This is a genomic window from uncultured Sphingomonas sp. (assembly GCF_964243315.1).
GTDB lineage: Bacteria > Pseudomonadota > Alphaproteobacteria > Sphingomonadales > Sphingomonadaceae > Sphingomonas.
Genome location: NZ_CAXTEM010000010.1, coordinates 1 through 12,982, shown reverse-complemented (window position 1 = coordinate 12,982; position 12,982 = coordinate 1). Strand labels below are relative to the sequence as shown.

General features: G+C 66.9%; 14 protein-coding genes and 1 pseudogene. 8 read left to right on the top strand and 7 right to left on the bottom strand.

Features of this window, described 5'->3' with window-relative positions; all coding sequences use genetic code 11:
- The first annotated feature begins 28 nt into the window (after positions 1 to 28).
- The 8 genes from ACFE77_RS05175 to ACFE77_RS05140 all read left to right on the top strand — a co-directional run bounded on the left by ACFE77_RS05175 (position 29) and on the right by ACFE77_RS05140 (position 5,708).
- Positions 29 to 1,141 (top strand): YjgN family protein, encoded by a 1,113-nt coding sequence (locus ACFE77_RS05175; RefSeq protein ID WP_375420560.1) that lies wholly within the window; start codon positions 29 to 31, stop codon positions 1,139 to 1,141.
- On the top strand, positions 1,141 to 2,205 hold the full coding sequence (locus ACFE77_RS05170; protein ID WP_375420559.1) for a M48 family metallopeptidase: 1,065 nt from the start codon (positions 1,141 to 1,143) through the stop codon (positions 2,203 to 2,205). The genes ACFE77_RS05175 and ACFE77_RS05170 overlap by 1 nt, the downstream gene beginning before the upstream one ends.
- Before the next feature lie 53 nt (positions 2,206 to 2,258).
- Positions 2,259 to 3,005 (top strand): alpha/beta fold hydrolase, encoded by a 747-nt coding sequence (locus ACFE77_RS05165; protein WP_375420558.1) that lies wholly within the window; start codon positions 2,259 to 2,261, stop codon positions 3,003 to 3,005.
- Positions 3,002 to 3,682, top strand: a complete 681-nt coding sequence (locus ACFE77_RS05160) for a tetratricopeptide repeat protein (RefSeq protein ID WP_375420557.1) — start codon at positions 3,002 to 3,004, stop codon at positions 3,680 to 3,682. The genes ACFE77_RS05165 and ACFE77_RS05160 overlap by 4 nt, the downstream gene beginning before the upstream one ends.
- 63 nt (positions 3,683 to 3,745) lie before the next feature.
- Positions 3,746 to 4,180: a VOC family protein gene (locus ACFE77_RS05155; RefSeq protein WP_375420556.1), complete on the top strand. Its 435-nt coding sequence runs from the start codon at positions 3,746 to 3,748 to the stop codon at positions 4,178 to 4,180.
- Positions 4,180 to 4,908 (top strand): hydroxyacylglutathione hydrolase, encoded by a 729-nt coding sequence (gene gloB, locus ACFE77_RS05150; protein WP_375420555.1) that lies wholly within the window; start codon positions 4,180 to 4,182, stop codon positions 4,906 to 4,908. Before ACFE77_RS05155 ends, gloB begins: the two co-directional genes overlap by 1 nt.
- Positions 4,909 to 4,947: 39 nt before the next feature.
- Positions 4,948 to 5,358 carry a hypothetical protein gene (locus ACFE77_RS05145; RefSeq protein WP_375420554.1) on the top strand — a complete coding sequence of 137 codons (411 nt, stop codon included), beginning with the start codon at positions 4,948 to 4,950 and terminating at the stop codon, positions 5,356 to 5,358.
- The gene (locus tag ACFE77_RS05140; protein ID WP_375420553.1) at positions 5,355 to 5,708 is read left to right on the top strand and encodes a hypothetical protein; all 354 of its coding nucleotides are present in this window, start codon (positions 5,355 to 5,357) and stop codon (positions 5,706 to 5,708) included. Before ACFE77_RS05145 ends, ACFE77_RS05140 begins: the two co-directional genes overlap by 4 nt.
- 366 nt (positions 5,709 to 6,074) lie before the next feature.
- On the opposite strand, the gene ACFE77_RS05135 is transcribed toward ACFE77_RS05140, so the two are convergent.
- From ACFE77_RS05135 to ACFE77_RS05105, 7 genes and pseudogenes are all read right to left on the bottom strand, one after another.
- Positions 6,075 to 7,181, bottom strand: a complete 1,107-nt coding sequence (locus tag ACFE77_RS05135) for a PepSY-associated TM helix domain-containing protein (protein WP_375420552.1) — start codon at positions 7,179 to 7,181, stop codon at positions 6,075 to 6,077.
- A 22-nt stretch (positions 7,182 to 7,203) separates the two neighbouring features.
- A complete protein-coding gene (locus tag ACFE77_RS05130; RefSeq protein WP_375420551.1) occupies positions 7,204 to 7,887 on the bottom strand; it encodes a Fe2+-dependent dioxygenase in 684 nt (227 codons plus the stop codon).
- Positions 7,881 to 8,540, bottom strand: a complete 660-nt coding sequence (locus ACFE77_RS05125) for a tetratricopeptide repeat protein (RefSeq protein WP_375420550.1) — start codon at positions 8,538 to 8,540, stop codon at positions 7,881 to 7,883. The genes ACFE77_RS05130 and ACFE77_RS05125 overlap by 7 nt, the downstream gene beginning before the upstream one ends.
- A gap of 38 nt (positions 8,541 to 8,578) precedes the next feature.
- On the bottom strand, positions 8,579 to 11,053 hold the full coding sequence (locus ACFE77_RS05120; protein WP_375420549.1) for a TonB-dependent receptor: 2,475 nt from the start codon (positions 11,051 to 11,053) through the stop codon (positions 8,579 to 8,581).
- A gap of 73 nt (positions 11,054 to 11,126) precedes the next feature.
- Entirely contained in the window at positions 11,127 to 11,372 is a 246-nt protein-coding gene (locus tag ACFE77_RS05115; RefSeq protein WP_375420548.1) for a ribbon-helix-helix domain-containing protein, read from the bottom strand.
- A 191-nt stretch (positions 11,373 to 11,563) separates the two neighbouring features.
- A complete protein-coding gene (locus ACFE77_RS05110; protein WP_375420547.1) occupies positions 11,564 to 12,205 on the bottom strand; it encodes a PEPxxWA-CTERM sorting domain-containing protein in 642 nt (213 codons plus the stop codon).
- A gap of 169 nt (positions 12,206 to 12,374) precedes the next feature.
- Positions 12,375 to 12,982, bottom strand: a pseudogene (locus ACFE77_RS05105) (cobaltochelatase subunit CobT); the annotation flags it as partial.

Genomic DNA, 12,982 nt, shown 5'->3' with positions numbered 1-12,982 from the left:
CAATCTCGCGCAGACACGGGGGATGATCATGACTGACGAAGCGCCGCGCGGCGACACGGCTGGGGGCAGCCGCGCCTTCGGTTTTACGGGGACGTGGCAGGAATATGGCCCGATCGCGTTTACCAACCTGCTGCTGACCATCGTCACGCTCGGGATCTACACCTTCTGGGCACGCACGCGGACGCGGCGGTATCTGTGGAGCCAGACGCGTTTCATCGACGACCGGCTGGAATGGACGGGCACGGGCCTGGAACTGTTCATCGGCTACATGCTCGCGATCGTGTTCTTCGCGGTGCCGTTCGCGATCATCAACCTGGTGTTGCAGGGCGTGCTGCTGCGCGGCCATGCGGGGTTCGCGGCGCTGATCGTCGGCGCGCTGTACCTGCTGCTGCTCTATCTGATCGGCGTCGCGATTTTCCGCGCGCTGCGATATCGCCTGACCCGCACCTATTGGCACGGCATCCGCGGCGGCAGCGACGATGCGGGCTTCCGCTACGGCGTCTCGTATTTCTGGCGCACCTTGCTCGGCTCGGCGGCACTGGGCCTGATGATCCCCTGGTCGATGACGACGTTGTGGAACAAGCGCTGGAGCGCGATGAGCTTCGGGTCATCCTCCTTCCATGCGCAAGCCGAGTGGAAGCCGATCTTCCCGCGCTTTCTGCTCTTCTACATCGCGCCGATCGCCATGATCGTCATCGTCGCGATTTTCGCAGGCGCCGCCGCGGGCCTGGGGTCGCTCACCAGCTTCCCGACATCGCCGGGTCCAGGAACGATCGCCACCTTCGTCATCGTAGCTCTGATGTTCTACCTGCTGTTCTTCGGCGTGCTCGGGCTGATCGCGATGATCTATTATTCCGCCTTCTTCCGTGAAGCGGTCGGCGCATTGACGCTCGGCAAGCTGAGCTTTTCGTTCGACGCGACGACGATGGACTGGGTCAAGCTCTACCTCGGGAACCTCGCGCTGGTCGTTCTCACGCTGGGAATCGGCCTGATCTTCGTGCCCTATCGCAACTGGGCGTTCTTCATCCGGCACATGGAGGCGTTCGGCGACGTCGTTCTCGACGACTTCACCCAATCGACGACGCGCACGCCGCGCCAGGGCGAGGGCCTGCTCGACGCATTCGACGTCGGCGCATTCTGATGGAGCCCGCCGCCGACGAGGTCGTCGTCTGGCATTATGACGGGGTCAGCGCCCTGCGTCGGCGCGCGACCATGGAGCTGCGCGGCGACGCGTTCGTGCTGGTCGAACCGGAAAGGACGACCGGCCCCTTCGCCTTCGCCGATCTGGTCGCGGGCGACGCAACCGCCGCGGCGCCGAGCTTCGGGATCGCGCGGGTGCCGGGGTGGAAGATCACGCCCGCAGGGCACATCCCCGCGACGATCGCGGCCCGGCTGCCGCAACAGGCGCGCTACGGCCGGATCGTCGATCGCTTCGGGCTGTGGCCGTCGATCGCCGCCTTCGGCGCGGTCGCAGCGGTGCTGGTGGCGGGCGTGCTCAATGCACCCCCGCTGCTGGCGCGGTTGATCCCGACCTCGGTCGAACAGCGCATCGGCACGATGATGGTCGGCGATTTCGGCCGCAACGGCTGCACCGATCCAGCTGGCGACGCGGCCCTGCGCGCGCTAATTCTAAGGATCGATCCCAACGACACGGCGATTGAGGTCAGCGTCGTCAAGCTGCCGATGGTCAACGCGGTGACCCTCCCCGGCGGCCGGATCGTCGTGTTCGATGGGCTCCTCAGGGGTGCGAAGTCCCCCGACGAGGTCGCGGGCGTGCTCGGGCACGAGATCGGCCACATCCGCCACCATGACGTGATGGAGTCGCTGCTCCGCCAGGTCGGGCTGTCGGTGCTGCTCGGCGGTCTGGAGGGCCATGTCGGCGGCTATACCAATGCGCTGCTTGCCACCGCCTATTCGCGCGGCGCGGAGGCACGCGCCGACGGCTATGCGATCGGAATGATGCAGGCAGCGAAGATCTCGCCACAGCCGACCGCCGCGTTCTTCGACCGGCTCGGCAAGGGCGCCGGCAAGGCCGAACGGATGCTGTCCTATCTAGCGTCGCACCCGGTCTCCGCCGATCGCGCCGCCCGCTTCCGAGCGGCGGCACGGCCGGGTTCGTACGAGCCGACGCTCGATGCCGCGCAGTGGCGCGCCCTGCGCTCGATCTGCCGCAAAACGAAAACCGAGGCCGGCTGGCGGTTCTGAGCGCCGACGAGAACGCGCTTCCAACCGGTACGTCGCTGCCGCTAGGACGCGGCATGACCGACGCTCCCGTGCCCGCTCCGGCGCTCCGCCCGCGCTCCCGCCTCGCCTATCACCACCGTCGCGGCAGCGGGCCGACGATCGTCTTCCTGCCCGGCTATGCCTCCGACATGCAGGGCACCAAGGCACTCGCGATCGAGGCGTGGGCGATGGCCGCAGGCCGCGCCTTCCTCCGCTTCGATTATGGCGGGTGCGGCCAGAGCGAAGGCGAGTTCGAGACCCAGACCTTCGCCGGATGGCGCGACGACGTGCTCGCGATGATCGACGACTTGGCCGAAGGCCCGGTTGTACTCGTCGGATCGTCGCTCGGCGGGTGGCTGATGCTCCACGCCGCGATCGCGCGGCCGGACCGCGTCGTCGGGCTGGTCGGCATCGCCCCCGCTCCCGACTTCACCGATTGGGGCTTCACCCTCGACGAGAAGATGGCGATCCTCAGCCATGGCCGGATCGAGCGCGCGAACCGCTACGGCCCCGCCCCGACGGTCTATACCCGCGCGTTCTTCTCGTCAGGCGAGGCGCATCGGCTAATGTTCGGCGAAATCGCGATCGACGTGCCGGTGCGGCTGATCCAGGGCCAGAAGGACCCCGACGTGCCCTGGGCGCGCACCTGCCGGCTCGCCGAGCTGCTCCGTTCAGCCGATGTCCAGACATGGTTGGTGAAGGACGGCGATCACCGGCTGTCGCGCGATGCCGATATCGCGCTGGCCATTCGGGCGGTGGAGGAAGTGATCGAACGCCGATGATCCTGCCGATGCTGATGCTCGCCGCGCCCCAAGTCCCAGCCGCCGTGCCCGCGCCCTGCGCCTCGCTCGGCAACCAGACCGCGGTCGCCGCCTGTACCGCGCGCGCGGCGGTCACCGCGGGCAACTGGGCCGAAGCTGCGACGGCGTTCGAGACCGCGGCCAAGGCGAGCGCGTTCGGCCGCGATTCGCAGGGCGCGTCTTTCTGGGCTGCCGCGGGCAATGCGTGGCTGGCGGTGGACGAGATCGCGAAGGCGCGCGCGGCGCTCGATCATGCGCTCGTCGCGGGCACGCTGACTGGCCAGGCGCTGGGCGACGCGCAGCTCGATCATGCCCGCACGATGGTCGCGCTCGGCGACGCGGCTGCGGCCCGGCGCGACCTCGATCTCGCGCTCGCCAATGTGCCGGAGGACCCGCTCGCCTGGCTGTTGTCCGCCACGCTGGCGCGGCGATCGGACGATCTCGCACGGGCGAAGACCGACATCGCGGAGGCGACCAAGCGATCCCCCGCCGATCCTGCGGTCCAGCTGGAAGCAGGGAACATCGCCGCGAAGGCAGGCGACGAAGCCGGCGCGCGCACTGCCTGGGCGGAAGCGGTCCGCCTCGCCCCCACCAGCGCGCAGGGACGCAGCGCCGCGGCGGCGCTCGCGCAGTTCGAGCCGGCGCCTCCGGCACGCTGAAGGCTGGCAGCGATCGCTGCGCATGCCTATCTGGTCATCAGACCCGAGCGGAGCCGATCCCGAATGAAATACCTCCACACCATGATCCGCGTCAGCGATCCCGATGCCACGATCGCATTTCTCGAACTCGTCGGTTTGAAGGAGGTCCGGCGGCTGGAAAGCGAAAAGGGTCGCTTCACGCTGATCTTCCTCGCCGCCGACGAGGACATGGCCGCACCCGGCGAACGCGCGCGCGCGGAGGTCGAGCTGACCTACAACTGGGACCCCGAGGAATATTCGGGCGGGCGCAATTTCGGGCACCTCGCCTACCGCGTCGAGAACATCTACGAAACCTGCCAGCGCATTCTCGACGCCGGCCTCACGGTTCATCGGCCGCCCCGCGACGGCCATATGGCGTTCGTGAAGACGCCCGATGGCATCTCGATCGAACTCCTCCAGGACGGCGTGCTCGAGCCGGCGGAGCCTTGGGCGTCGATGCCCAACAGCGGCAGCTGGTGATGGCGATCGAGATCGTCCGCGTACCCGTCCTCAGCGATAATTATGCCTGGCTGATCCACGATGCCGATGCGGCCGAGACTGTCGCGGTCGATCCGGGCGAAGCCGCGCCCGTGCTGGCGGAGGTGGCACGCCGCGGCTGGACGGTCGATCAGGTCTGGACCACGCACTGGCACCCCGATCACACTGGCGGCAATGCCGAGATGAAGGCAGCCGGCGCACGCATCACCGGGCCCGCCGCCGAAGCCGCCAAGATCCCGACGCTCGACGTCATGGTGGCGGAGGGCGACAGCGTCCGGATCGGCACGCATACGGCGACGGTGATGACGGTGCCCGGCCATACCCAGGGACACATCGCCTTCCACTTCGCGAACGAGCGCGCGATCTTCACCGGCGACACGCTGTTCGCGATGGGCTGCGGGCGGCTGTTCGAGGGCGATGCGGCGGACATGTTCGCGAACATGCAGCGCTATGCTGCGCTTCCCGACGAGACGATCGTCTATTGTGGGCATGAATATACCCAATCGAACGGCCGCTATGCGCTGGTCGCCGAGCCTGACAACGCAGCGATCGCGACCCGGATGATCGAGGTGGACGCGGCCCGCGCGCGCGGCGAGCCGACGGTGCCGACGAGCATCGGTCAGGAACGCGCGACCAATCCGTTCCTGCGCGCGTCCTCGGCCGAGCAGCTCGCGGAATTTCGCCGCGCGAAGGATTCGTTCCGCGGCTAAACTGCGATCGATGCGTTGGAGAGAAAGTGGAGGTATTCGATGCGTAACCCGTTGATCCTGGCTCCCTTCGCTGTTCTGGCAGCGTGCGCGCAGACGCCGGCGCAAACCGCAGCCTCGGCGCAGGCGAGCGCCGCCGCACAGTTCGAGCTCGACAAGGAACTGGCGGGGCTGGTCCCCGGCAAGCCGGTCACCTGCATCGACCCGCGCTGGTCGCGGCAGGTGAAGAGCTATGGCGACACGATCCTCTACGGCGATCTCGGCGGCACCAAATATCGCAGCGACACCGCTGGCGGCTGTCGGCGCGTCGGCCGCGGCGACGTACTCGTGACCCGCAGCTTCGGCGGGCAGCTCTGCCGCGGCGACATCGCGCGGACGATCGATCCGGTCTCGCGCTTTCAGACCGGCAGCTGTTCGTTCGCCGCCTTCGTCCCGTATCGGAAGCCGTCATGAAGATCGCCCTCGCGCTGCCCGCGCTGATGCTGACCCTGGTCGCCGCGAAGGACGATCCGTTCGCTGGTCGCGTCGCTGGGAAGCCGGTGCAATGCATCGACCCCAGCTTCGCCGGCGGTCCGGAGATCACCGACCAGGGCACGATCATCTACCGATCGGTCGGCAAGCGGATCTACGTCACCACGCCGATCGGCCCGTGCCCGTCGCTGCGACCGTACACGACGCTGATCGTCGAGCGCTTCGGCTCGCAGCAATGTCGCAACGACCGCTTCCGGGTGATCGACCCGCCGTCGCGGATCCCGTCGGCATTTTGCCGGTTCGGGTCGTTCGTTCCGTGGGTGAAGCGGTAGCGGCGGGGACGTTGGGGTGAGTTAAAGCTCCGCGAGTTTCTGACCTCTCACCCCCCCTTCGTCATTCCGGCGAACGCCGGGACCCATGGTAGCGGTGCCGCTGATGTCAGGGCGCCGACGCCAGAGCCGGAGGATTTCAAGTAGTACCGAACCCGCCACTTCGTTCGTCATCCCCGCGCAGGCGGGGATCCAGACTGGCAAGCGTTGCGGCTGACATACTGAAGCCAGCCAGTATGGATCCCCGCCTGCTCGGGGATGACGGGGTGGGTCGACCCCCTGTCACCACTTTCTAGTTCACCCTGTCCGTGGGTCCCGGCGTTCGCCGGGATGACGGAAGGGTAAAGCTACTACCGGTTCCTCGTCCCACTACGCCCGCCGCGCGGCCAGCTTCGCCTTCCAGCCCCGCGCGCGCCACCACATGATCACGCCGGTGACCGCCAGCGCGGCGGGCAATATGCCGCCGATGAAGATGATCGCCTGCCACACCGCGCCCATGCCGGTGCCGTCGTGGATCTGCCGCATCAACCGCGCGATGCCGCCCTGCGGACGGGCGGGCGCAGCGAGTGCGGTGCCGGTGTCGTCCGCGACCTTCACCGCAGCCCCCGGACCACCCTTCCCCGCGAAGGTCACCGTCCAGTCCGCGCTCAAATCGGTCGGCCACGCCACGCTGCGCAGCTTGCCGCGGGACGCGACTTCCGCCTTGTCGATCACCGCGGCAAGCGGCTGGGCGGGGCTGGCGAGCGGCTTGGCGCGCGCCATCGCCGCACGGTCCGGTCCCGGGCTGCGCGCCGGTGCGCCGCCAGACAGCGCCGCGAAGAAGGCGGGAAACGAGATCCACGCGCCCGTCAGCGACAGCACGAACAACGGCAGCGCGATCCAGAATCCCATTAGATAATGGAGGTTGGTGTCGGTGTTGCGGTGCCGCCGCCAGCGCAGGCCGCGCAGCCACTTGCCGACCATCGGCCACCACAGCCACAGGCCGGTGAAGCTCGACACCATCATGAACACCCCGATCCACCCGACGATCGAGCGCCCGACGCCGGGAATCTGCAAGCTGCCATGAAGCACGTGGAGGAAGCGCAGCAGCCCGCCGCCGCTCGCCGCGACCTCCAGCACCCGCGCGGTCGGCGGGTCGAGATAGACCATCGTCCGCTGCGGCGGTCCGGGGCGCGCCACGGGCTTGCCTGCGGGCGAAGCGGCGACGATCACCGGACCGTCCTCGCCCGGCAACGTCAGCTGCGCGATTCGGTCGCCCGATTTCAACACCGTCCGCGCCGCGGCGACATAGGCGTCGGGCGCGAGCAACGTATCGCCGGACACCGCGAAGCGCGCCGGATTGACGACGCGGTCGAGCGCCTCGTCCCAGACCAGCGCCGCCCCCGACAGCGACAAGGGTATGATGACGATCGCCAGGATCAGCCCGATCCATTTGTGGACCTGGAACCAGGTCCGCCGCCATGCCTGCTTCGTCATCGTTCAGCCCCCGATCGCGCGGTCATGCGTCCGCCCACCGCCGTAGAAGATTGTGGTACACGCCCGTGAGCTTGACCACGGTCGCATCGCCCTGCCCATGCGAGGCCGCGACCTCCTGCACCGCCTGATCGAGTTCGAACAGCGTCCGCCGCGCCGCATCGTCGCGCACCATCGACTGGATCCAGAAGAACGACGCGGTCCGCACCCCCCGCGTCACCGGCGTGACGCGGTGCAGGCTCGACGCGGGATAGAGGATCATGTGCCCCGCCGGCAGCTTGACATTCTGCGGCCCAAATTGGTCCTCGATGATCAGTTCGCCGCCGTCGTACGTCGCCGGATCGTCGAGGAAGAGCGTCGCGGACAGATCGCTGCGGATGCGGAAATCGCTGCCGCGGCGGATCCGGATCGCATTGTCGACATGCAGCCCGAACGCCTGCCCGCCCGCATAGCGATTGAACAACGGCGGAAACACCTTCAGCGGCAATGCCGCCGCCACGAACAGCGGCGAGGCTGCGAGCGCATCCAGCACCAGCGCCCCGGCATCACACGCCGCCGCGGAATCTTCGGGCAGTTGCTCGTTATGCTTGGCAAGCGCCGATTGCGGCCCCGACGTGGCGTTGCCGTCGGTCCAAGGCGCCGCATCGATGATCGCGCGGATCCGCGAGGTCGTCGCGGCATCGATCAAGTCGGGAATGGCGATCAGCATGTCGCGCCCTCGCGTAGCGCGTCCACGCCGCGCGTCGAGAAGCCCGCGATGTCGCTGGCCGACAGCCACGTTGCCGCCTGTTCGACGAAACGCGCGTTGCCGGTCGCACCTGCCTGCCGCAGCCATGGCAGCGCCGCGTCGACATCGCCAGCCGCGCCGAGCATCCGCGCGTGATTGAACGCGCCGCGGAAGTCGCCGCCCGCCGCTGCCCGCGCATAGCAGTCCGCCGCCTTCGCCATGTCCCGCGGCCCTGCCCAGCCGTCCTCGGCGAAGCTCCCGACGAAGTTGATCGCCTTCGCATTGTCCATCGCCGCAGCCTTCTCCAGCCACATCAGCGCCGCCGCCTTGTCCTCCGCAACCCCGTTACCGAGCGCGAGCAGCGTCGCATAATTGTACATCGCCCAATCGAGGCCACGCTCGGCGGCGACGCGGTAACATTCCGCCGCACGCGCCTTGTCGGGCGCGGTGCCCCAGCCAAGGTCGTAACAGCGCCCGACCATGTTCAGCGCCATCAGATGCTGTTGCGCTGCCGCCTTCACGAACCAGCGCAGCGCCGCAGGAGGATCTGCCGGCACCTCGACCCCGTCGAGCAGCATCTGCGCATAGATCGCCTGCGCATCCGCGTTGCCCGCCGCTGCCGCCTCGTGCAGCAACGCCGCTCGTGCGGGTCCCGGCGTGGCGAGCCCGTCGATCAGAAGGACACCGCCACCGTGCCGAACACGGTACGCCCCGGCGCGGTCGTCGCGTAATGCGATGAGAAGGCGGCGCTGTAATAGGTCTCGTTGGTCAGGTTCTGCGCGTTGACGCTGAGCTGTACCGCAGGTGTCAGCTGATAGCTGGCACGAGCATCGAACCGCCAATAATCGGGGATGCCGCGGTACAAAACCTTGGTCGCCGGAGTGATCGTGACGACGCCGGCGGCGTTCTGGGTCGCGGTGCGGTTGTCGGCATAACCGCCATATTGCTTGTCCATGTAGATCGCGGTGCCGCCGATCTGGAGGCCCGGCGCGATCTCGACATTGGTCGTTGCGGTGAAGCTGTTGCGCGCGGTCTGCGGCGTCTGCTTGCCGTTGTTGACCGAGGGCACATAGACCACCTGCGCATCGCGGCCACCGAACGCGGGCGCGGTCAGCGCCGAATTCCCGCCCTCGATGATCTTGGGATCGAGGTAGGTATAGCCGCCGAAGATCGTCCAGCCCGGCAGGATGGTGCCGCTGGCGTTGAACTCGATGCCGCGGATCCGCGTCTCGCCGAGGAAGGCTACCGTGGTCGCATCGACCTGGGTCCGCGCATTCCGGATCTCGGTCTGAAACGCCGCGACGCCGAGCGCCAGCCGGTCGCCGAACAGGCTGGCCTTGGCGCCGACCTCGTACGATTTGGTCTTTTGCGGCTTCAGCTGGTCGAGCAGGTCGAGATTGCTCGACGTCACCGTCGTCGGCAACGCATTGTCCTCGCGCCCTTCGCCGAGCAGGCTGTTGGGTGGCGTCGCCGCGGTGGCGTAGCTGGCGTAGAGGCTGGTCTCCGCGGTCGGCTTGAACACCAGTCCCGCCTGCCAGTTGAACAGATTGTCGGTGCGGTTGAGCTTCGCCACATTCGCGCCCGCCGCGACCGGCAGCCTGACCGTCGACGAGAAGCGATCGAAGCGCGCCCCCAGGTTGAGGATCAACTGCGGCACCAGCGTGATCGAATCGAACGCGTAGAAGCTGCGCGTGTTGGCATCGTTCTGCGTCTCGGTGTTGAGGGCGCCGCGGACGATCGGCGTCTGCACGGTCGATGTGTCGCTGGCGTAGTTGACCCAAGGATCCGCCGCGTTGGGCGCGAACAGGCTGGTGCAGTTGAAGCGGGCGACACTGGCGGTCGTACACCGCGGCGTGATCGTCGAGCCGCTGGCGACGACGAAGGTCCCCCGCCGCGTCTTCTCCCACGCGAGTTCGGTACCGATCGAGAAGCTGTGCTCGATGCTGCCGGTCTTGAACCTGCCGAACAGGTCGGTCTGGTCGACGATGCTCTCGGTATAGCCGTAACGCGTGTTGGCGCGCCGCCAGACATAGCCGCCGCTGGTCAGATTGGCGCCGATGTTGGTCGCGGTGGTGCCGAAGACGTTGCCCTGGCTGTCGTCGGGCTGGGTGTAGATATAGGCCTGCTTGCTGTGCGTGTAGCGCGTGGTGTTGCGCAGCGTGATGCCGCCGAAGTCATGCTCTGCACGCAGCATCGCCTGGTTGGTGGTCGCGTCGCGGAAGTCTCGATCCTCCAGCCCGTAAAAGGCGGCGCGATCGACGACGCCGGTCTGGCCGCCCCGCGTCGTCACGCTACCCAGCGCCGGCAGGCTGTCGATCCGGCCGGTGCCCGGTGCATTGCCGATCGTGTAGAGGTACGGATTGCCGCTGTCGGGCAGCTCGTGGCTCTCGAGATAATAATAGGTCGCGGTCAGCCGGGTCGGCGTGCCGAGCCCGATCGTCACCGACGGCGCGACGCCCCAGCGCCGCTGATAGATCGAGTCGCGTTCGGCGACATCCTGATCGTGCCACACTCCGGAGACGCGGAACGCCGCGGTGTCCGACAGCTTCAGGTTGAGATCGGCGGTGACGCGCTTGTAGTCCGCCTCGCCATAGCTCGCCGCGACGCGCCCGAAGGTATCGAGCTGCGGCATCTTCGACAGGATGTTGATCGTACCGCCCGCGCTGCCACGGCCGCCTAGCGTCGAATCCGACCCGCGCACGATCTGCACGGTCTCGATCGCGAACACCTCGCGCGATTGCGCCGCCAGATCGCGGACGCCGTCAACATAGATGCTGCCCTGGCTGTCGAAGCCACGGATGAAGGGACGGTCGCCGATCGGGTTGCCGCCCTCCGCCGCACCGAAGGTGATTCCCGGCACCGTCCGCAGCGCATCCTGCAAGCTGTTCGACCCGGTCTGTTCGATGATCTCCTTTGGCAGGACGATCACCGATCGCGGCGTGTTCACGATCGGCGCGACCTGCTTGGGATTTGCATCCTGCCGCACCCGCTGCCCGTTGACGAGAATGTCCTCACGGCTCTGATCGCTGTCGCCTTCCACCGCGGTCGGCTCGTCCGCGGCATAGGCCGGTGCGGTCGCGAACGCGCCGACGCATGACATCGCGAGAAAGCTATGGCCGAGCAAGGTGCGCGGCAGAGACGTCGTCATTCTTGGAACCCCTTATGCTTGGGTCCCCGCTATTGAGAGTCGTTCGCACTGTCAACGCTATTGAGAACAATTCTCATTGCCGGCGGTCGAAAAGCCAGGTCCGGAGCGCGCTGCCAAGATTGGGCGGATCGCGCTCGACGATCCTGAGCGCGTCGATCTCGGCGACGAGCGCGCTGAGTGGCAGTCCATGGTCGCGCGCGGCGTCTTCGAGCTCCCGCCAGAAGACGGGTTCCAGGCTGATCGAGGTCTGATGGCCAGCGATCGTTATCGATCGTTTGACTGGGCCAGCGAAGCCGGCGGGCGGTGCGGCGATCGCCATCGCCGGTCGCTGCCCCCGATCGGTGACGAGTACAAGAGGCGCAACGCAGATGGGCCAGACTCGCTTCCGATTACCCTCACCCTCGCCGCCTTCGGCGTCTTTCCCTCTCCCGGCGGTAGAGGAGGGAGCGGCGACGCCGCGGAAGGGTGAGGATGATCGGTGCTTGCCGAATAGGACCCTAGCGCGGCAGGTCAGGCGTAGGCGTTCTTCGTCGAGCGACGCCGCGGCCGCATCGCTACGCCCATCATTCCGAAGCCCATGAGCATCATCGTCCACGTCGATGGCTCGGGCACCGCACTCGTCAGGTCGGTAAGGACGAAATTGTCCAGATCCGTCTGACGCGTTCTGTTCACGACGAACGAAATCCGATCGACGATTGCCCCTGCGACATTGATCGTCTGATAATCGCCGTAGACCCAGTTCCCGAAACGCCCGCCGCTCGGTCGACCATAATTGCCGTTCTTGGTGATGGTGTACACCTTGTCACCGCCGTTATAGCCGGTGAGAGTGATCGAGTTCGATCGCGGGGAATTGTACCCTGCGTAATCGAACGACGACAACGCAAACTGCTTGCCGGATGCCGTGATGTCGAACTGATTGAACTCACTGTCCATGAGCAGGGCAGGTTCCATTTCGTCGCCCCGGATGTCTAGCCAGTGGTAGTCGACCGAGAACTTGCCGGTGAAGTCATAACCATCTTCGGTGTAGCGGTTGTTCAACGGATCGGCTCCGTTGGTCACGTCGGTGAAATCGATCGTCGTCGTTGCCGCATCAGCGTTCCCGCCCAGCGCCGACAGCAACACCGCTCCCGCGATCCCCGCAACAGTCTTCATCCCCGTATCTCCACCCCGTCGAGCCACAGCCGCCGATCGGACACGCGAAAGGACGACATGGCCAGCGCGGCAGCATGACCGCAATGTCATGCGTGCCGCACCGCATCAATTCAGGGATAGTACCTAGGTAACCATGCCAGTCGCCCGCGAACGGGGGCAACGGGACGGATCAATCATTGTCGAACAGCGCCGCGAGTTGTTCGATGATCGTCCCGCCCAATTGTTCGGCATCCATGATCGTCACCGCGCGCGAATAATAGCGGGTCACGTCGTGGCCGATGCCGATCGCGACCAGCTCGACCGGCGACTTGCCCTCGATCCAGCCGATCACCTGGCGCAAATGTCGCTCCAGATAAGATCCGGAGTTCACCGACAGCGTCGAATCGTCGACGGGTGCGCCGTCGCTGATCACCATCAGGATTCGCCGTTCCTCGGGCCGCGCGATGAGCCGCGAATGCGCCCAGAGCAGCGCCTCGCCGTCGATATTCTCCTTCAGCAATCCCTCGCGCATCATCAGCCCGAGCGAATTGCGCGCCCGCCGCCACGGCTCGTCCGCCTTCTTGTAGACGATGTGCCGCAAGTCGTTGAGCCGTCCGGGCTGCGGTGGACGTCCAGCGCCCAGCCACGTCTCGCGCGCCTGACCGCCCTTCCACGCGCGAGTGGTGAAACCGAGGATCTCGGTCTTGACCCCGCACCGCTCCAGCGTGCGCGCCAGGATGTCCGCGGAGATCGCCGCGATCGAGATCGGACGCCCGCGCATCGATCCCGAATTGTCGA